We start from the raw sequence: 19,557 nt of genomic DNA, 5'->3' as shown, positions 1-19,557 counted from the left end.
TCTCTACAACCGCCACCGTATCTGCATCTTCACTTCTGACTTATGCGGAACGTCAATCTGATCAAGGTCAGAGCCAACTATGGATTGGTTTATTACGTCAGTTCTGGCCCAACGTATCCATACGTCTAGATGACGGTTTACTGCGTACTGCGCCATCAGGTAGTGCCGAATACCCCGATTGAAATAGGCCGGAAAGGCAAAGGCATAAAGCACATCGCGCTCGTAAACGTACTGCCGACTGTCATAATTGTCGGTATTAAACAACGCTATCCGGCCGCTCAGACTCAATTTTCGATATTCGAACGTAGCATCCTGTACCAACGTAACGCCACGTTTAGGCGCTTGACCAACGTACTGAAAGCTCCCCCATTGTATTCGCGAACGTAACGACAATCCTCGCCGAAGATTATAATCAGCATTCAGTACGTAGTTTTTTCGAATGGTGCTTACTACGTTCTTCGCTTTATCTTCGGGCAAGTTTTTCTCTTTATGTTCATCGTGTATCACTACGTAGAAAGCGGTTTGCCGATTGGGTGTATAGCGTAACTGAAGCAGATAATCGAATCCTTTTGAGGGCTTATCTACCAGATATCTTAGCCAGGGGAAGCGAAATAAATCCACAAATCCACCGACAGTTAATTTTCGGTAAACGCTGTATTTCAGGCCAGTGTATACACCCGATTCATTCACGTTACGACCTCCTTCACTGAAGGCGTTCCCATAAAAACTGTGGAAATTTCGGTCGTAATGACGTACCACCAGGGAGGCATCCAGTTTTTTCGTCAAACTCACCAACGTACCACCCACAAATCCTAATCCGCCCGAATTGCTGGCCGAACCGAAACTTCGGGCCATTTCGGCAAATAGATTCCAGTTGCGCCAAATATAGCTACCATGCAGACCAGCCACTACGTTCTGCTTTCCGGTAAATTCGTACTGATTGTACGGCAAATCGCGCTTACGGATGAACGTATCGAACGTAGTACCTAGCGCGGTCAGTCCGATTTGTAGTTGCTGACGGTTATGGTATAGCAGATGCGCTCCCAGATTTGTTTCTGTTAAACTAGCTCTGTCGGCAATTTCTGCTGGTGTACGGTGCAAGCCAGATGTTTGTAAGGACGTAGCAATCGAACTTTCTTCTGCATTACCTTCAGCCGTGTTGGCATCTCGCCGGTTACGAGCGGACAAAAGTGTTACGTCCAGAGATGAGCTGATGGCATACGTAGCAGTGACTCCACGAAAATAGCCAGATTCGGTAAGCGATGTGTAGGGACGGCTACCCAATGTCGGGCGACGTAGCGTCTGTACCGTTTCGGCGCTTTTTCCCAGCACAAATCCCGCCGAGAGCACTAAACCTTGACCAACCTGCACTTGGTAATCGCCCAAGATGATCGACCGCCATTTGCCCCGATTTTGCAATTGTGCATGAAACGATACATAATCAGCAACGTACTGATTCGCTGATGGTTGCCAGACTAGTCGTTCGCCAGGGTCCTTTTCCAGCGTCAGGCCAAAACTAAAGGCGCGGGGGCGACTGTATCGATAACGAACGTAGTACTGATTGGCATCACCAACGTAGCGAGTCGAAAGTTTACCCTTTTTATCGGGTGTAGCTTCCGTAAAGCCTTTTTGTTTCTCTAGCACTCGTTCGTAGCGGAGAATTAAATAGTTATCGGTAGACGTAGCAAGTTTTCCGAAAAGTCCAGGCGTACTAGAGACGGTGATAAACGGCGTTAACTTTCGGATGGTCGCTACGTCGAAATCGGGTACCGCCTGAAGCTCATAAATGGATAATAGATCGCCGAAATCTGTTCGATACGTTATCAGGCTATTTAGTTGGCGTTCTGTCAGTAGGTACGTTGCCGCCAGTTCATCGCGAGTAGCTTTGTTTATGTCGAGAGGTTGAGCGTAGAGTTGCGTCAGCGCGTCAAAAATAGACTCATAGTCAACGCCTTCCGTTTGTACGGGAAATAAGTCCTGCAAAAGCGAAGTTACAGCATCTGACCGAAGTGGCGGCTTGTTTTGCGAAAAGAGAGGTCCGCTTATGAGCCATCCAGATAATATCAGGAAATAAACCGTTCGCAATGAATCTTTTGGGGTTGGGTGAATCGCCTTCATCCAGACACGCAGACGTCGTTGGCAATGAATGCGTTCTGTAAGACGGTCACCTGCTCAAAAAGATACATCATGTAGCAAAACCCCACCCTAAGTCCCTCCCCACGGGAATGGATTTAGGGTGGGATATGTGCGAAACGACGAATGCCATTACTCACAGGTAATGGCATTCGTGACAAGCTCCAAAAGAAGACAAGATGTTAAGCAAACCGGCGCTTGAGAATCTCAACCAGTTCGCTTACTTCATCGCTGCTCATGTCCCAGAGATATTGAGAAGCGTACCGATACGAAATCAGATCGAGGGCCTGCCCGTAATTATTTAGTTTATCAATTTCTTCAACCGCCTGATTATAAGCACTTGAGTTACCATTGAACAGTTGGTTGATAAACCGGAATTTTTGGTTTAATGAAATACTGCGGGCTACGCTTTCAATTGGCGCCCGGTTAAATTTCTCAGCAACAGTTGCCGCTTCGGTTGGGACCGTATCCCGCAATGTATCATTTAACGTAGTAGGTTCACTTGCTGTTGACGACGTATCGGATGGTAGCGTTAACTCTGGTTCAACGGAGGGTGTAATAGCTCCCGTCGGCATTGTCGATGGCTGACTGATAGGCGCTACGGGTTTAGGACCAGCTTCACCATTCAGGAATTTTGTACCAATCATGGTCGAACTGTAGTCAACATCCTGAAGCGGCCTTTCAATCGGCAATGTACGTTCTTCTGTTACGTCGGCTTTCTCATACGGCGTAGGTTGGGGCGGAATGGCCGGTGTAACGCTCTCAGGAACAGACTCAACAGGCACTAATGGCGCAGGCGGAATAGTCGTCTCATTTGAGGTAGCTGTGTCGAAGAACGACCGGGCCGGGTTCGCCGGAATCGTGTCCGGTACGTGACTACGTAGCAGTACCGATACGTCCATCGGTAACTTTTCCGAGAACAACGCTACAAACTTATCGTAATGTTCGAGTTCATGCCCACGTTGTGTGAGGGCTTCATCCAGATAGGTAAGCGCCTGATTCACATACACAAACGGCCGGCCGTTTAGGCGTTGCGTGATATGCTGCGGAATAAACTGATTAATTTTTGTGTACCGAACAATTTGTTTCAACGCCGACGCTGTTACCGTAAATTCTGGCTGTTCCCGGAGCACATCATCGAAATAGGATCTAGGATCAAAAATCATGATAATAGCGCGTCGGGTGGCATCGGCAAGCAGGGGTTCGAGGTGTTCGCGACGTACTGAAATATGCTGCGACACTACGTTCATAAAGTTCTGTAACGCTTCCTGAACATCGGCATCTGTAAAGTCAAAGTAAGGGCTGCGAAACTTCTCGGCATCGGCCTGCCATTTATCCGAAAGACTGCTGATAATAAACAAGTTGATTTGACTAATGGGCGTCAGTTTAAGAATCTGCTGACCATTAATTGTAGCGTGTTTCTGGTAAAAATCAGCTGCTATCCGACGGGCGTAGGACTTGCTGTATTCGCTAAGCGCGTTCGCGTTAAACTTGTTCGACATCAGGAAAAGCCTTTGTTTTGTAAATATATAGCTTTCGGGCACAAACCGCCCTTTCTCATTGAAGAAATCAAATGCTGCGGGTTGCAAACCATGATTTAATCCTCTTACGGGTAATCCATGTGGGTAAATAAAACAATGCTCGTCTTGGTTAATCATGGTTAAGTCAGTTAGCTTAGTCGTATCGCTGGAGTTACTTATTTATTGCTATGTTTATTGAACCGACCCGACGCCGTGAACCACCTCATCTTCGCACCGGATGGATTGAAGTTATTTGTGGATCTATGTTTTCGGGAAAAACCGAAGAGTTAATCCGGCGGCTTACGCGGGCTCGAATAGCGAAGCTGAATGTCCAGATTTTCAAGCCTGGTTTAGACACGCGATATGACGCAGAAAATATCGTTTCGCACTCGGCGCATACTATTCATTCAACCCCACTGCAAACAGCGGGCCAAATTTTAACGCTAGCTGGTGATTGTGATGTAGTTGGCATTGACGAGGCCCAGTTTTTCGATTCAGAGATTACCGAAGTGGCCAATACGCTGGCCAATCAGGGGAAGCGCGTGATCATTGCCGGGCTCGATATGGACTTCTCAGGCAAGCCTTTTGGTTGTATGCCGCAACTGATGAGCATTGCTGAATACGTAACGAAAGTGCACGCCATCTGCGTGGTTTGTGGCGATATTGCGCAATACTCCTACCGGCTTGTTCCATCGAAAGAGCGCGTACTTTTGGGCGAGACCGATAGCTACGAAGCCCGCTGCCGACGTTGTTTTGGCCTTGGCACCGAAGCCGGACGCAAGGAATGGGCGTATGAAGACGTTCAGAATAATGTATGAAGTATGATGTAAAATGTATGAAGGCTTTGAGGCTCAGAAAAAACCGTTTGCGGCTAGCGAGCAGCATATATCATACGTTATACATCATATATTTTTCATTACTCATTCATCACTCATCACTTGCCCAGATTGGTACGTGGCAAACGCACGTGAGTTATTTGTCGGGGCAGTCGGTGGCGGTGGTCGAAAATAAAATTTATGCCGCCAGTCAGAATGGATTTTTCTACTACGACAAAACCACGAACGAAACGACGGTCTTAGGTAAATCGCAGGGTTTCAGTGAGATGAGTATTAGTCGCTTGTTGTATCTGGCGGATCAGCATCGATTACTTATTGCTTACCAGAATGGCAATCTGGATTTTTTAACGGTTTCGAACACGGGAGAGCCAGGAGCCATCAAAAATGTAAACACGGTTATTACGTCGCTGGGATCGGCTGGTATTTACCACATTAATCGGGTTGGGAATACAGCTTATCTAAGTGCCAGTTTCGGCGTCATTGTACTCGATCTGGTTAAAGACGAGATTCGTGATACGTACTTCACTCCGCAGGCCACAACGCCCATTTATTTGACTACAGAAACGGCTGTTGCTAACGATAGCCTGTATGCGTTGCTTCCGCCAGCAAGCGAAATCCGCAATCAGTATCAGATACGGTCGGTACGTCTGTCGACTTCCGTGAATATTGCTGATCCGGCCAACTGGCGTTCTGTTACGTTACCAGGCAAAGGCAATATTTCATTGATAGCCAGCGGAGGAAAATTACAGGCCAGTGTTGGAAACGAAGGTGTTTATGAACGTCAGAACGGAAAATGGACGCTGACCAAGCCCCTTAGCAATACGCTCGTTCGCCAGTTTTCCAGTACTAACGGACCAATTCTGGTTACTGAGAAATCGGTTACGTTGCCGGGCACGAATCCGTTTTCTGGAAATTTATTAGTTTACCCACGTGAGGTTGTGGCAGATGGTAATACGGTTTGGGTAGCTGATAATCGAAATGGACTGCTGTTTGGCAACAATGGTACGTTCCAGCGTATCGTTCCCGAAGGACCAAGTACCGACTCCTTTGCGGCCTTGTACGCTTACCCCAATATGCTCCTGGGGCTAGCTATTTCACCAACACTTGAGCAGTTATCCATACCCACGGGCCGATGGCAGAATTTACCTTTACCGGGTAGTACAGGTGGTTTTTCAACAGCCGTCTATATTCCTAACGAACAAAAACTTTATCTGGCTGGCCTTGGATCAGGTTTGTGGAGCTACAGTGCAGACGGCACGCTGGCACGCGTTACGTTGCCCACTAACATTCCGATAAACATTACTAGTTTAGATGTTGATCCGGAAGGGAATCTGTGGATAACGACTAATTATTCAAACTCTTCCCCAACCGTTCTCCATGTCCGGCGGCCGGATGGGCAGTTTCAGTCGTTTCCGTTTGTTAGTCAAGTTTATGTGAATCAGATTGTTGCCGATGATAACGGATTTCTCTGGCTCAAAATAGGTGGATCGGGCATTTTAGTGGTTGACCCACAAAACAGCCGCAGCCGTTACCTAACTACTACGCGCGGGCAAGGTGGTTTGCTGACAAATGAGGTGAAGACGTTGGTAAAAGATAAACTGGGTATTATTTGGGTAGGTACCAGTCTGGGGCCGATGGTTTTCGATAATCCCGCCGGTGCATTCGATGCGATAGTTGACGCACAAGCACCTATTCTGAACCGGCGTCGGCTGCTGGCGAACGAAAATATTCTTTCGATTGCCGTCGATGGGGGTAATCGGAAATGGATGAGCACACCGAATGGAGTTTACCGGGTCGCGCCCGACGGTTCGCAACTGCTTGAAACGTTTACGACCGCTACGAGCCCGCTGCCTTACAACTACGTACCGGCAGTGACTGTAGAACCCGTTAGTGGCATGGTGTTTATGCAGACGCCGGGTGGTATCATGTCGTACCGTGGGCCAGCTACCGAACCAACCGAAATCCTCAATAAACTAACCATTTTTCCCAATCCCGTCCGGCCTGATTTTACGGGAACGGTCGGCATTAATGGCCTTACCGATAATTCCACAGTAAAAATTCTGGACGCGGGCGGGCAGTTGGTGTATGAAACACGGTCGCAGGGGGGCACTGCTACGTGGAATCTTCGCGATTACCGAAATCGACCCGCACAAACCGGTGTTTATCTGGTCGTAACCGTTACGTCCGACGGCTCTGAAAGCTTAGCTGGGAAGCTGGCGGTGGTACGTTAGGGCTGACTCACTATAATTTATTTGCAACATATATAACAAAAGTATAATATAGGCGGTTAATTGGCTTTGTCCGCCTATGCTCGACTCGCTTGATCCCATCCCCGCCGAAAACATCTTCCGGCTCGACCCCAAACGTCGACAGGCAATCCCTTATTTCAGCGCCCAAGTACAGGCAGGTTTTCCTTCTCCAGCCGATAGCTTTATTGAAACCCGTTTAAACCTGCAAGACCTGTGCGTGGCCCATCCCGACAGTACTTACTTCGTGAAAGCTGCAGGCGAAAGCATGTTAGGTGATTATATTTTTCCGGGCTCGATTCTAGTTGTCGATTCGGCCATTCCCGCAGAAACGGGCAACGTAGTGGTTTGCTGGGTAAATGGCGATTGCTGCGTCAAACGCTTCATTCGGGCGGGTAAGATGATTATTCTTGAACCCAGCAACGAGAACTATTCACCGATTTACGTCCATAAAGACCGCGATACGTTCCGGGTGCTGGGCGTCGTTACGTATATCCTCTCCAAACCACCCCGATATGTACGCCCTGATTGATGCCAACTGTTTTTACTGCTCCGTCGAACGCAGCTTTAACCCGACACTGGAAGGCAAGCCGGTCATTGTTTTATCGAACCGGGATGGCTGCGTGGTAGCACGTAGCGACGAAGCTAAAGCCTTGAATATTAAAATGGGTCAGCCGTTTTTTCAGTTATCGGAACTGAGAAATCAACACGACATTGCTGTTTTTTCGTCGAACTACGCACTATACGGAGATACATCGGCGCGGTTGATGAGCTTGCTGACAAACTTTGCTGAGGATGTTGAAGTCTACAGCATCGACGAAGCGTTTCTTGTGGTCGAGGGCTATGATTGTCTGTACCCCTCCTACCGAGATCTAGGCGAATCCATTCGCGCTAAGATTGACCAGTGGCTCCGTATTCCGGTCAGTATCGGGTTTGGCCCGACCAAAACACTAGCGAAAATCGCCAACCGACTAGCGAAAAAATCTCCCGAACACAACGGGGTATACGTACTGGATTCGCCGGAAAAAATTGATGAAGTACTGAAAAATACTCCTGTAGAAGACATATGGTGTGTTGGCCGTCAGTCTGCCCAGAAACTTAAAAGCTTCGAAATCTTTACAGCCTATCAACTGAGTAAAGTGCCCATTGACTGGATACGTCAGATGATGACGGTAAACGGCGTGCGGCTGGTGTATGAGCTACAGGGACGCCCCTGCAAGTTGCTTGAGGTCGGCCAGAAGCCTAAAAAGTCCTTCTGTACCGAGCCCGGCTTCCATCGGGTAACGGCTAACCCGGCTATCCTTGAAGACGCACTGACCACCCACCTGAGTAAGGTTTGTGAGAAGTTACGTCGCCAGGATTCATTGGCGGGCTGCCTAACGGTCTATCTAAAGACGAATCGACATAGAAAAACGCCAGGAACTGGACTACCAGACAAACAACACAATCCTTCCCGAACAATTATTCTTCCTCACCCGACCAATAATGTGCTCGACATGATTCATTATGCAGTCGGTGCTCTTAAAGAAATCTATGACCCTAACTACCTCTATCAAAAAGTAGGCATCATGCTGACGGATCTGGTTTCGGCCGACTACCGGGAAACGAATCTGTTCACAGCTGGTCTTGACGAAAACCGGGTAAAGCTCTCAGGCGTGGTCGACAAAATCAATCAGCGCTTCGGGTCAGGTAAGCTTCGATTAGCCTCTCAACAAAACAACCCCGAATGGCCGATGCAGTTTCGCTATTTATCGAAACGGTACACAACCCGATGGAATGAAATTTTAGTGGCGAAATAGCGAGCGTAAGCTATTAAATAGGCCCATAGCAAAGTGTTCCAACTTGTTTTATAGATGGGTAACTCGCAAGCGATTTGACTCACTAAATGAATCTCTAATTATAGAGCCATTTTGCTACCAACCGGCTATAACGTGGCATAATTACAAATGTCATAAGGCCCACAATAAGTAAGCTCGTCAAAAGTGGCTTAACCAATGGGGAAGATAAAAAAGGAAGCATCCAGACTAGCGATGAAAGCAACCAGGGGATAAGCACTGAAAGCGGAAAAATAGCCGACCACGTCAGTAAAAACTGTTTATAAGGAGGTGGCATTTTTCTGGACTCCGGCGGGGTAAACCAAAATTCAAGACCAGTCGTAATCTCTATTTTTTCGTCTGTGTTTAGTAATGGGCGCACCTTCTCGTTTACTTTGTTTGGTAAGCAACGTAATGTTTTGTTCTTTCTAGCAGGTGTCGTATTGAATTTGCAGACTGGCAATCTGCTTACTTTTCGTTTCGTTAAAAATCGAATCGTTAAAGGCTTTCTCTAGATGGTAACGGGCTTCAGGCAATCGTTTCTGTTTGACATAAAATGCTCCGATGCCCTGGTGCACTTTTTGAGCTTTTTCAGAGTCCAGCTTGTCGCTGTTACACCAGCCGATGGCTTCCAGATAGTATTTTTTCGATGATCAATCACCTTTAACGGACCATTATTGAGGCCGTGATTAATATGGGAATCTAGTACCTATCTGGTTTGGTACCACGAGTTGGGGTCTGTTTGCTTCGAGAAATCAACCAGCCCCAGATAAAACAATGCCGATGCGGACCAAAGAGCACAATAACTTAAGCCTTTAACCAGCAAGGATATCTCCAAACTACCAATGCTTACATAAAGCAACACAGTGCCAACCCACAACACATATGTAAGCAGCCGGATCAACAAGGCGGGGAATCGGACTACCCCCACTTTCTTAAACCAGGGAGCCACTCGTTGGAGCAAAAACCAGCTGAGCATTATAGCCCATACAATAGCCACCCATTGTATTGAATTCCATAGCATCTTATCGCCGAATACGCCCATAAAATCACTCATCAAGCCAAAATACAAGCTTGCAAACGTAACAAAGCCGACCACCAGTAGCGTCCGAACTCGTTTGTGACTAGCGAATTGGCTTTTTACCAGTGCCCACCAGTCCCGCAGCAGACTTTTCAGATACACCTTCCGATACGTCCATTCCATATTCTGGATGGTAGCTGGCCCACCAAAGTCATCAATCGTGTGATGAAGTGCCTCCTCAAAAGAAAGTGAATCGGCCATACGGGCTTCCACAGAAGTTACAAAGTGGTCCCTCATCTCGTCGATAAAGACGGTTTCGATCAACTCACATTGTTGAGTCAGAAAGGTAGTGATGTGCGCATGTTGATCCTGAGTCATAGCTATAAAGTTAATTAGGTAGTCGGAAGCTTATGGAGATCACAGGGAGTAAGTATGCGTTGTAATTGATAGATAAATTGCTCAATCTGAGCCAGTTTATCTACAGCGTTTCCTTGCTGATCCTGGGCAATGGCATAGTACTTACGGGCACGGCCCTCCACAATCTGAGTTCTGGTAATCAGGATGCCGTCGGCTTCCAGTTTGTACAAAGCTGGATAAAGAGCTCCTTCGGTAATCTTGAGCTGACCATCAGTGATTTGCTTAACTTTTTGGCAAATTTCATAGCCGTACATCCACTCAGTATTGGCCAGCAGTTTAAGAATGATGGCGCTAAGGCTACCCTTGAGTAGCTGGTGGGCAGTAGTGTTCATGCTCAAATATACTAATATTATATATACTACTGAATCTTAGGCATATATTTTTTCAAGTTTCAAAAATCGTTCTTTATAAGCTACTAGGTTTTAGATTTAACTACCTTGTTAGCTATTCGCCCAGGACTTTACTACGTATATTGATCTCATTAGGGTAAACCAAAGCCCGATTCTCTGATACCTGTCACCTTCAACACCAATACGTACGTGAGTCGCTAACCATTATCAGGGAAGATATCCTGTCATTCGAAGTCAATTTGACCATCGGCTCTGACCAGGTGCGGACGTACACCGAATTATGTATGGTTGAAGGATGAATCTGTCCATATCCTTAATAAATCAGTCCTTGACTTATTTTCGCAAGTGCACTGGTATATAGCGCTACGCTTCTGGATTTCAGTTATGATCGTTTCGCTTTACTAAGGGATTCACTAACGGAGTGTCCTCACTAGCTACAATTCTACTCTGTATAGCTGCACTCGGATTTTAGACATTGGCAGTATACGTGCTGCATCGCTATATTTTCCATTATCATCCCACGACAGCTTTAGATAAATGAATTATCTTTTTAATGCACGGAATACATTAGGATTACTATCCAATTCCGTTAAAATACCCAGCTGATTTCAGGAGAAACTACCAGGCTTCGGGTAAGCCCATCCGGGCGAATTTTCCGAACCACCAGTGGTGATCCAGCTGTAATACCCATTCGGATACGGGGCGAGAGAAACCACCAGCCCGCGACGGTAGTATTCAATGTAAGTCCCTGCGAACCATAAATGGGTAGCGTGTGCTGGGCGGCTGTCTGGTAGGTATCATCGGCTACATGGTAAATCCCCAGTAGGCCTACACTAAGTTTTAGCTTACCCTGGGATAGTAGCGTATAAGCGGCCCGTCCTAATACATCGGCCTGGCGGCTAAACTGATTGGATGGTGGGTAAGCCGCTGCTGTTAAGCGCATATCAGCGGTAGGTAAAAAGGTGTTGGCATTGGCGCCACTGAGCGGTTGTTGCCACCCTACCGACAACTGCCAGCGTGTACTGTTAACCGATACACCCATAATGAGATCGACTGTTCCGAGACTACTCTGGTAGGTCATGGGGAGCGAATATCCATGCGATTTTCCATTACTAGTAGTCAATGGAAGTTTTAGACCCAGCGTCAGGGCGGTACTCCAGCGTGACGTGCCGTTAAGGGTGTATATGCCGGCCAAAAAGAGATCACCTAGGCCCGTAGCTTGTCCTAAATCCCCCTTGGCATAATTGGCGGTTAGCTTAGTCTGAATGGCCCAGCGGCTCGAGAGCTGGCGATCGTATTGCAGACTGGGCGTGATAATCAATACCGATTGGTCGCCAATACCCACCGGAAGCAGAAAACTGAGCTTTTGTCGGGTACTGTCGGTTTTCAGGTGTGATTTTAGAGCACCAATCGTGCAAAAACCAGCGTCGCTACACCCCTGACTAAAACTCAGGTGATAGCTGTTCGTTAGGATAGCCAGTATAAGTACCAAATACTTCGTCTTCATTTTCATCGATCGTTCATTTGAAAGAGAGTGGTACAGGTGTCTTGCCGAAATTATGGCTATACCCCTGCCGACTTGTGTTGTAAATAGCTTAAAAACCCAGTCTCACCCGGGCACCAGTCTGATACGTTAGCTTGCCACCGGTTCCGTAACGTAGCGTTTTGATCTTTGCTACGTACCTGTTCGGCAAATTCACTACGTTGTTGAGCTGCACTACGTCAGCAGTACCGGAAACCACTCCACACGTCCAAACCGCCGGATCATCCCAATTCCCTGCTTTCACCGACGTGATAGTCCCATTCGTCCGGCAGTCGTTCGGATCAATCACACGCAACGTAAACGTAGTGCTCACAGTCAAACCCTGCGGATCGGTGGCCGTCACCATTACGGAACTGATGCCCGTCACGTTGAGCACTCCTCCAAGCTGCGTCGGCGGCCAGACTCACGCTTGGGTTGGCACAGGTCAACGTAGCCGAGTTGGGCGAGATGCTCACGGTAGGCACCGTCTGATCGGCCCCCACGACGAAACTAGTCGAAGCGGTACAACCATTGATGTCCGCCAAGGTAACTGAATAAGGAATCGCCGACGTAACGCTGATGGTTTGAGGGCCGCTAAGGCTCTCGTCGACACTGGCTGGAACCACATTAGTGGAGGTAACCGACAGGGTAATACCCGCCGGGGCCGCCCAGGTGTAGGAGCAGGGCGCTGTACCGCCCGAAGCCGCTACCGATAGTTGAGTAGAGCTACCCGCGCAAATCGGGTTGGGCGTAGCCGAAGTGGCCAGACTCAGCGAAGGGGCGGTAGTGCAGTTGAGCAGCACCGACAGGCTGAGGCCGGTATTGTTAGCGGTAACCAGATCCGGTTTCCCATCGCCATTCAGGTCGGCTACGGCCACCGCTCGCGGGCCACTCTGCGTGCCAAAATCCTTTTCGGGGCCGAAATTGCCCTGACCATCACCCAGCAGTACTGATACAACACTGCTCAAAATATTGGCGGTAGCCAGGTCGGGCTTGCCATCGCTATTAAAGTCGGCTACTGCTACTGATCTAGAGGTAGTGCCCACCGGATAGTTGGCGGCCGGTTGAAAACACTGCGCCCAAGTCTGGCGACTCAGGCCAGTCAGTAAATCAAGTAACAGCCCCCAACAAACAAGGACGGGTAAATTTTGAGGATGGTAAGGATGATGGGATTCATAAAAGGTGAGCGCGTATTTGGTTTTCTGGCAGCTAGCGTAGAATTGGCGCATACAGAATTGGGTTTCTATCAAACCGCAATGTTATTGATTAATTAAACTCCCATAGGCTAAACTGATATGAACACTGGATTAATTAACCTGTATGACCAAATTCGTGACATGAGTTGTTTTGAGAAGGGCTACAATCCGTCTACTTCTTAACTACTTAGCTGATTCTATCAATTGCGGCCCGATCAACTTGGATACATAGTTGACCAACCTGGAAACACGAAAGTTTTGTTAGTGGATGATTTTTGCCCTAAATAGGACAGCTGCCGTCTGGCACAAGCCCTGATCTTTGACTATTATAATCAAAGCTTTGTTTTGTTAAAAACCTTGGCGTCATTATCTACAATTTTGTTAGATTGATTCAAGTGAAATGGCCAACCTATCTTTTTGGCAGAAAAACTAAAAGAAATATAGTTTATTCCAACCATGTCTGACACCTTCACCTTACAGGAACTGATCGAGCAAAGTGAGATTATTCAGGCACTGGATATGGAATTTGCTGCCGTTCGGAACAGACAGGACCTCCAGAAAGTACTTGACAAAAAGCTGAAAGGGTTAGTTGATTTTCACAGTCACTTCATTGACTTGATTGATTCGAAACCGTTACGTGTTTCCATCTTTTTGGAAGAGGCCGGACAAGAACCCGTGGTACGAAGTATTTGATAAACCCCAAATTAATAGCGAGTTCTAAACTAAATGTTAAGCCCACACTAGAGACAATCGAACCACATAGATTAAAAGCCCTTGTTGAAGAAGATTAGAAATATAATCCTGATAGCTCTATATCTAATATTTACAGAAGATTGGTTGAGGTTCCACTTGAAGACGTTAGAAAAGCTGTTTATGAACTAAAAGAACAAGGTATTTTAGAACATAAGGGTACTTTCAAAGATAGGGTATATTTTTTGGCAAATAAAAAGTAAATTCAAGAGTAAACACCCACAAACCCCTCACTATCAACAAGATACGTATATATACTTTACTTATTGAGTAAAGTATTTTACACTTTTTATAGTAAAGATAGAATAAGATATAGAAGCAGCTTAATATGAGCAAGCCTTTCCGTCCCCCAATCCGTCCCCTATTACAAAATAAAAAGCCGCAAACTCTTGTAAATCAAGAGTTTGCGGCTTAGTTGTGTGCCGAAGGCGAGACTCGAACTCGCATGTCCGTAAAGACACACGCCCCTGAAACGTGCGTGTCTACCAATTTCACCACTTCGGCAGTACGTTCCCCGTATTGGGATGGCAAAGATACGTGCTGCTACGTTCTTTTTGCAAGAAAATTGGCTAAAAAATTTACACCATTACCGGCTAAAGGCCAATCGCTCACCTGGTTTATCCGTTATGAATTCACCATTTTTATATACCAATTCACCGGACACGATCGTATGAGTGATGCAATTGTCAAACGTTTGTCCTTCTAGCGGTGACCAACCACATTGATATAGAATATTTTGCTTCGAAACGGTTGTTGAGTACGTAGCGTCAATAAGAACCAAATCAGCCCAGTAACCTTCCCGAATGTAGCCTCGGCGGGCAATCTGAAAGCAATCGGCGGGGGCGTGGCTCATTTTTCGAACAACCGTTTCCAGAGACAGTTTGCCTTGCTTCACAAACTGGAGCATCAGCAGCAGTGGATGCTGCACCAACGGCAAACCAGAGGGAGCCTGCCAGTAATTCTGCTGCTTTTCGGACCAGGTGTGTGGCGCATGATCTGTGGCAATAATGTCCAAACGGTCATCCAGCAGGGCTGCCAATAACGCTTCCTTGTGATGCGGAGCTTTAATCGCCGGATTACATTTTATCTGGTTACCTAACGTAGCATAATCGTCACTATCGAACCAGAGGTGGTGTACGCAAACTTCAGCCGTGATACGTTTCTCGGTAAGGGGCAACGTATTATCGAACAGAGCCAGTTCATCAGCGGTAGAGATGTGCAATACGTGCAAACGGGCATTATGCTGACGTGCCAGCGCCACCGCCAGCGACGATGATTTCAGACAGGCTTCCTCGTTACGTATCAGCGGATGCAACGTAGCGGTAGCCGATTCACCATACTCAGCTTTGTAACGTTCGGTATTGCTACGTATAGTGGCTTCATCTTCACAATGCGTAGCAATGAGCATGGGGCTCTGTCGAAACAAAGCATCCAGTACCCGCTCATTATCGACCAGCATATTACCCGTCGATGATCCCATAAAAACCTTTATACCACAAACAGTATGCGGATCAGTACGTAGCACTTCGTCGAGGTTGTCGTTCGACGCGCCCATGAAAAAGGAATAATTCGCTAGCGAACGTTGCGCAGCAATGGCGTATTTATCGGCGAGTAATTCCTGCGTGAGCGCGTTCGGCACGGTATTGGGCATTTCCATGAAAGTGGTTACGCCACCCGCTACAGCCGACCGCGATTCGGAATGGATGGTTGCTTTATGCGTCAATCCTGGCTCCCGAAAATGAACCTGATCGTCAATAACGCCGGGTAATACGTATTGCCCATTGGCATCAATAATCTGTGCTACGTCCTTGTCCGAAAGCCCCGATTTGATTTGTGAAATGAAGCCGTCTTCAACCAGAATGTCGGCTTCGGTAATCTGCCCTTCGTTGACAATTTGGGCGTTACGTATCAATAATTTACTCATAATAACCGAGCCGCTTCTTTGGCGAAATACGTTAAAATGACGGTAGCCCCCGCCCGTTTGATAGCCATCAGCGCTTCCATCATAGCACGTTCGCCATCAAGCCAGCCGCGCTGGGCAGCCGCTTTAATCATCGCATACTCGCCACTGACGTTGTAGGCGGCAATGGGCAAATGGAAGTTGTCGTTCAGTAGTTTGATGATGTCCAGATAGGCCAGCGCTGGTTTTACCATCAGGAAATCGGCGCCCTCTTCAAAATCGAGTTGCGCTTCGATAATGGCTTCGCGACTATTAGCAGGGTTCATCTGATACGTTTTCTTATCACCAAATTTCGGTGCAGAATCGAGCGCGTCGCGGAAAGGGCCGTAGAAGGCACTGGCGTATTTAGCTGAATACGACATGATTGCAACCTCATGAAAACCGCCTTCATCGAGAATCTGACGCAGATAACCAACCCGGCCATCCATCATATCCGACGGCCCAATGATGTTGGCTCCGGCCTGTGCCTGCGTTAGCGCCATCTTGCCTAGCACTTCTAACGTAGCGTCGTTCAGAATTTTGCCATTTTCTACAATGCCGTCATGCCCGTCGGAGCTGTAAGGGTCCATCGCTACGTCGGTCATGATCACTACGTCGGGGAAGCGATCTTTGATGGCACGTATCGCCTGAGGATATAAGCCATCTGGGTTGTAGCTCTCGGTAGCGTATTTGTCTTTTTTCGATTCGGGCAGATTTGGAAATAAATCGAACGTCTGAACACCTAAATCCACGCATTCCTGGATTTCTTCCAGCATCAGATCAAGTGATAAGCGATGAATGCCAGGCATCGAACTTACTTCAGAGCGAACGTTCTTGCCCTCCATGATAAAGAGGGGTAAAATAAAATCGGTAACCGACAACCGGGTTTCCTGAACCATGTCGCGAATAACCGCCGACTGACGATTCCGACGCGGGCGACGTATTAAGTTTGCCAATGTTGTATAGTTATAAAGTTGTAAATCGGGCCGCCGGAGCGGTTGTAGGGTTGTAAGATTATAAAGTTGGTTGACACACAGATCGATTTTACGTCAGTCAATTTTACAATCGTATAACCCTACAACCGCTCCGGCGGCCCGGGTTACAACTCATTCACACAATCAATTTAAATCCTTCGCCGTGTACGTTAACGAGTTGAACTTCAGGGTCTTCTTTTAAATATTTTCGAAGTTTTGTTACGTACACGTCCATGCTTCGGGCGTTGAAATAGGAATCATCACCCCAAACCATTTTCAGTGCAAAGCTACGACTGACGGGTTGATTGAGGTTCTGCGCCAGCAATTTTAATAATTCCGACTCTTTGCTGGTTAGTTTCTGCGAAGCGCCATTATGTATCAAAAGCTGGTGTGGATAGTCGAAGGCAAGATTTCCAATCTGATACGTAGTAGGCTCCGTAGCGTCGGGCGACCGCTGCGACCGACGAAGAATGGCCTGGATACGTAGCAGCAACTCCTCCATGCTAAATGGCTTCGTGATGTAATCGTCGCCCCCCACCTTAAACCCCTGAATGGTGTCTTCCTGCATCGATTTCGCGGTCAGGAAGATGATCGGTACGTCACGGTCGCCCATACGTACTTCTTTAGCCAGCGTAAATCCATCTTTTTTGGGCATCATTACGTCGAATATGCACAAGTCATAGGATTTGCTCATGAAGTTCTGCAGGCCCTGATTACCATCAGTAGCGCGATCGGTGGCGTATCCTTTCATGGTCAGGTATTCCTGCACCAACTGCCCCAGGTTTGGGTCGTCTTCAACGAGAAGAATAGTGGTCATAAATGGAAAGAGGGAAAGAGTGAAATCGGACCGCCGAAGCGGAGTGAAAGAGCGCTGGATTCCGCTCTTTCACTCTTTCCCTCTTTCGCTCATTTTATATGGTAAAATTACTTCGAACGAACTGCCTCTTCCGGGATGGCTTTCGACCAGTATCTGGCCGTGATGCTCATCAACCATCTTTTTAACGTAGCTGAGCCCCAAACCAAAGCCTTTTACGTCGTGACGATTGCCCGTAGGAACCCGGTAAAACTTCTCAAAAATTCGACTGGTCTGTTCTTTGGTCATGCCCAACCCCTGGTCAGCAACGGTAATACTGACACCATCGGGTGCGTTTCGAGTACTCAACGTAATATGCGGACTGTCGGGCGAGTACTTCAGCGCGTTATCCAGCAGGTTGTATACGATGTTGGTCAGATGCACCTCGTCGGCTTCGACCACTTCCTGATCGGCATCGAAATGCAGGTCAAGCTCACCGTCACGTTGTTCAATCTGGAGACTCAGATTATTAAGCACTTTTTCAATAACATCATGAACGTTCACCGAAGATAGATTGAGTTTGATTTCGCCCCGGTCCAGCAAGGCCATTTGCAATACTTTCTCAACGTGTGAACCCAGCCGCCGGGTTTCGTCCCGAATAATACCCATATAACGCCCCAATCGATCTTTGGGTTGGCTATCGATTCCTGAGCGATCCATCGGTACGTCGGAATGGAGTTGCTCCTGCGCCATTTCGACCGCCAGCGAGATGGTAGAAATCGGCGTTTTAAACTCATGGGTCATATTATTGATGAAATCATTCTTGATATCTGCCAGCTTTTTCTGCCGAACAATCGTATTGATGGCGATGTAAAAACAAGCCAGAATAACCAGAATGAGTATGGCCGATGCTGCGAATGTGAAACCCAATCGACCCAGAATGAACTGTTGCTGGGTGGGAAAATAGATATAGACGTAATTCCCGGTTTCCATCAAATTATTCGGGAATAAAGCGGCTTTATACCCGTTGACATCTAGCTGTTGAGCATCTATACCCGTCGACGCAAATAAAAAGTTAGGCTGCTGACGAGTGCGTACTGCATATGAGAACGGAATGCTGATCCCTCGTTCGGCCAGCGTTTGCCGGAGCAACGTATCGAGCGCCAATCGGTTAATACGAGCCTCAATTGGACGATCGGAGAGGAGTAAACCTTTTAAAATATCTTTGACCATATCTGACTGGCCTTCACTTTTCGATCGACCCACACTGGTGAGTTTGCTGTTCGAATCCAGTTTCCCCGCAACCAGCGTGCTGGCCTGACGTTCCCGCTGTTTTTGCGCAGCCAGGCGAAGCTGCTTTTTCCGGACTTTACGTATGGAGTCCTGGCGGTGCGCCATTGCCTCGCTGTTAATACGTGGCAGTTCGGTGTTCATTACGTTCTCGAACCAGCGGTCGAACTGTTGCTGCTGAACAATCTGCGTTTGCCAATCGCCAATCGCCATCAACTCACCTTGTTGCCGTAAAAACTCTGCCACAATAGCCGTCTGTTCAGGCGAGAGTGGTCGAGCGGTCGGATGCAGTACGTCGGACTGAACGACTACGGCTCCCCCAAATGGTACGTCCAACGGAATCGTCTGCCGGTAAACCAGTCCATCACCCGTCGGCGAATGACTCGTTTTTGCCTGCGCAATAGACGGAGCGGAGGTGGTTTTACGTGGATTATTTACGGGTTTGCTTCCGCCCTTGCCTTCTTTCTTGGCAATGGCCATCAGCCGGTTTTGCTGTTCTCGTGCCTGAATACGTTGTTTGGTCAGGAAAACAATTTCTTGCCGCTCCAGCGTGCGGACAACCTCCTGAAGTGCATCCGTAACCTTATAGGCAAACTGTTCTTTTTGTAGCCGAAAGGCACTATTAATCCAATAGACCTGGAGGCCAACCAGCCCCAGCAACCCTATTGCCATCAGTGCCACAATCCAGCTTATGCGTTGTTTCGACATTTTTTACTCGTTCATGCAACGTCCACTCGATTTTCTCTATCTATAAAA

At 47.5% G+C, this 19,557-nt stretch carries 16 protein-coding genes and 1 tRNA gene; 5 read left to right on the top strand and 12 right to left on the bottom strand.

Annotation, left to right across the window (positions count from 1 at the left end):
- Positions 1 to 3: 3 nt before the first annotated feature.
- Entirely contained in the window at positions 4 to 2,118 is a 2,115-nt protein-coding gene (locus tag ACYVF1_RS00675) for a ComEA family DNA-binding protein (protein ID WP_461074577.1), read from the bottom strand.
- Between the two features lie 197 nt (positions 2,119 to 2,315).
- Positions 2,316 to 3,635 carry a hypothetical protein gene (locus ACYVF1_RS00670; protein ID WP_461077775.1) on the bottom strand — a complete coding sequence of 440 codons (1,320 nt, stop codon included), beginning with the start codon at positions 3,633 to 3,635 and terminating at the stop codon, positions 2,316 to 2,318.
- Between the two features lie 206 nt (positions 3,636 to 3,841).
- Here ACYVF1_RS00670 and ACYVF1_RS00665 point away from each other — a divergent pair, with 206 nt between their 5' ends.
- The 4 genes from ACYVF1_RS00665 (at position 3,842) to ACYVF1_RS00650 (ending at position 8,534) form a co-directional block, all read left to right on the top strand.
- Positions 3,842 to 4,471: a thymidine kinase gene (locus tag ACYVF1_RS00665; protein WP_461074575.1), complete on the top strand. Its 630-nt coding sequence runs from the start codon at positions 3,842 to 3,844 to the stop codon at positions 4,469 to 4,471.
- Positions 4,472 to 4,488: 17 nt separating this feature from the next.
- Positions 4,489 to 6,720 carry a type IX secretion system anionic LPS delivery protein PorZ gene (gene porZ / locus ACYVF1_RS00660; protein WP_461074573.1) on the top strand — a complete coding sequence of 744 codons (2,232 nt, stop codon included), beginning with the start codon at positions 4,489 to 4,491 and terminating at the stop codon, positions 6,718 to 6,720.
- 76 nt (positions 6,721 to 6,796) lie between these two features.
- Complete coding sequence (locus ACYVF1_RS00655) at positions 6,797 to 7,267, top strand: LexA family protein (protein ID WP_461074571.1); 471 nt, start codon at positions 6,797 to 6,799, stop codon at positions 7,265 to 7,267.
- Positions 7,251 to 8,534: a Y-family DNA polymerase gene (locus ACYVF1_RS00650; RefSeq protein WP_461074569.1), complete on the top strand. Its 1,284-nt coding sequence runs from the start codon at positions 7,251 to 7,253 to the stop codon at positions 8,532 to 8,534. The genes ACYVF1_RS00655 and ACYVF1_RS00650 overlap by 17 nt, the downstream gene beginning before the upstream one ends.
- 724 nt (positions 8,535 to 9,258) lie before the next feature.
- Here the strand turns inward: ACYVF1_RS00650 and ACYVF1_RS00645 are convergent.
- The 5 genes from ACYVF1_RS00645 to ACYVF1_RS00625 form a co-directional block, all read right to left on the bottom strand.
- Positions 9,259 to 9,948, bottom strand: a complete 690-nt coding sequence (locus ACYVF1_RS00645; RefSeq protein WP_461074567.1) for a hypothetical protein — start codon at positions 9,946 to 9,948, stop codon at positions 9,259 to 9,261.
- A 14-nt stretch (positions 9,949 to 9,962) separates the two neighbouring features.
- Positions 9,963 to 10,319, bottom strand: a complete 357-nt coding sequence (locus ACYVF1_RS00640; RefSeq protein ID WP_461074565.1) for a PadR family transcriptional regulator — start codon at positions 10,317 to 10,319, stop codon at positions 9,963 to 9,965.
- Between the two features lie 607 nt (positions 10,320 to 10,926).
- Positions 10,927 to 11,844, bottom strand: a complete 918-nt coding sequence (locus ACYVF1_RS00635) for a hypothetical protein (RefSeq protein ID WP_461074563.1) — start codon at positions 11,842 to 11,844, stop codon at positions 10,927 to 10,929.
- 88 nt (positions 11,845 to 11,932) lie between these two features.
- A complete protein-coding gene (locus ACYVF1_RS00630) occupies positions 11,933 to 12,193 on the bottom strand; it encodes a hypothetical protein (RefSeq protein ID WP_461074561.1) in 261 nt (86 codons plus the stop codon).
- Entirely contained in the window at positions 12,162 to 13,088 is a 927-nt protein-coding gene (locus ACYVF1_RS00625; protein ID WP_461074559.1) for an FG-GAP repeat domain-containing protein, read from the bottom strand. The genes ACYVF1_RS00630 and ACYVF1_RS00625 overlap by 32 nt, the downstream gene beginning before the upstream one ends.
- A gap of 423 nt (positions 13,089 to 13,511) precedes the next feature.
- Here ACYVF1_RS00625 and ACYVF1_RS00620 point away from each other — a divergent pair, with 423 nt between their 5' ends.
- Entirely contained in the window at positions 13,512 to 13,748 is a 237-nt protein-coding gene (locus ACYVF1_RS00620; RefSeq protein WP_461074557.1) for a hypothetical protein, read from the top strand.
- Positions 13,749 to 14,225: 477 nt separating this feature from the next.
- Here ACYVF1_RS00620 and ACYVF1_RS00615 read toward each other — a convergent pair.
- The 5 genes from ACYVF1_RS00615 to ACYVF1_RS00595 form a co-directional block, all read right to left on the bottom strand.
- Positions 14,226 to 14,309, bottom strand: a tRNA-Leu gene (locus tag ACYVF1_RS00615).
- Between the two features lie 82 nt (positions 14,310 to 14,391).
- The gene (locus tag ACYVF1_RS00610; RefSeq protein ID WP_461074555.1) at positions 14,392 to 15,729 is read right to left on the bottom strand and encodes a dihydroorotase; all 1,338 of its coding nucleotides are present in this window, start codon (positions 15,727 to 15,729) and stop codon (positions 14,392 to 14,394) included.
- Positions 15,726 to 16,700 (bottom strand): porphobilinogen synthase, encoded by a 975-nt coding sequence (hemB, locus tag ACYVF1_RS00605; protein WP_461074553.1) that lies wholly within the window; start codon positions 16,698 to 16,700, stop codon positions 15,726 to 15,728. The genes ACYVF1_RS00610 and hemB overlap by 4 nt, the downstream gene beginning before the upstream one ends.
- Before the next feature lie 154 nt (positions 16,701 to 16,854).
- Positions 16,855 to 17,535: a response regulator transcription factor gene (locus ACYVF1_RS00600; protein WP_461074551.1), complete on the bottom strand. Its 681-nt coding sequence runs from the start codon at positions 17,533 to 17,535 to the stop codon at positions 16,855 to 16,857.
- 69 nt (positions 17,536 to 17,604) lie between these two features.
- Positions 17,605 to 19,509 carry a sensor histidine kinase gene (locus tag ACYVF1_RS00595; RefSeq protein WP_461074549.1) on the bottom strand — a complete coding sequence of 635 codons (1,905 nt, stop codon included), beginning with the start codon at positions 19,507 to 19,509 and terminating at the stop codon, positions 17,605 to 17,607.
- Between the last annotated feature and the right edge of the window lie 48 nt (positions 19,510 to 19,557).

Source organism: Spirosoma flavus (genome assembly GCF_054778555.1).
The sequence above is the reverse complement of the archived record's forward strand: the minus strand, read 5'-3'. Positions and strand labels throughout refer to the sequence as shown.

Coding starts and splice junctions, on each gene's coding strand:
- ACYVF1_RS00650 (WP_461074569.1), top strand. CDS start 7,251: ATGTACGCCCTGATTGATGCCAACTGTTTTTACTGCTCCGTCGAACGC.
- porZ (WP_461074573.1), top strand. CDS start 4,489: ATGAAGGCTTTGAGGCTCAGAAAAAACCGTTTGCGGCTAGCGAGCAGC.
- ACYVF1_RS00675 (WP_461074577.1), bottom strand. CDS start 2,118: ATGAAGGCGATTCACCCAACCCCAAAAGATTCATTGCGAACGGTTTAT.
- ACYVF1_RS00670 (WP_461077775.1), bottom strand. CDS start 3,635: ATGTCGAACAAGTTTAACGCGAACGCGCTTAGCGAATACAGCAAGTCC.
- ACYVF1_RS00635 (WP_461074563.1), bottom strand. CDS start 11,844: ATGAAGACGAAGTATTTGGTACTTATACTGGCTATCCTAACGAACAGC.
- ACYVF1_RS00625 (WP_461074559.1), bottom strand. CDS start 13,088: ATGCGCCAATTCTACGCTAGCTGCCAGAAAACCAAATACGCGCTCACC.
- ACYVF1_RS00620 (WP_461074557.1), top strand. CDS start 13,512: ATGTCTGACACCTTCACCTTACAGGAACTGATCGAGCAAAGTGAGATT.
- ACYVF1_RS00655 (WP_461074571.1), top strand. CDS start 6,797: ATGCTCGACTCGCTTGATCCCATCCCCGCCGAAAACATCTTCCGGCTC.
- ACYVF1_RS00610 (WP_461074555.1), bottom strand. CDS start 15,729: ATGAGTAAATTATTGATACGTAACGCCCAAATTGTCAACGAAGGGCAG.
- ACYVF1_RS00665 (WP_461074575.1), top strand. CDS start 3,842: ATGTTTATTGAACCGACCCGACGCCGTGAACCACCTCATCTTCGCACC.
- ACYVF1_RS00595 (WP_461074549.1), bottom strand. CDS start 19,509: ATGTCGAAACAACGCATAAGCTGGATTGTGGCACTGATGGCAATAGGG.
- ACYVF1_RS00640 (WP_461074565.1), bottom strand. CDS start 10,319: ATGAACACTACTGCCCACCAGCTACTCAAGGGTAGCCTTAGCGCCATC.
- ACYVF1_RS00645 (WP_461074567.1), bottom strand. CDS start 9,948: ATGACTCAGGATCAACATGCGCACATCACTACCTTTCTGACTCAACAA.
- ACYVF1_RS00600 (WP_461074551.1), bottom strand. CDS start 17,535: ATGACCACTATTCTTCTCGTTGAAGACGACCCAAACCTGGGGCAGTTG.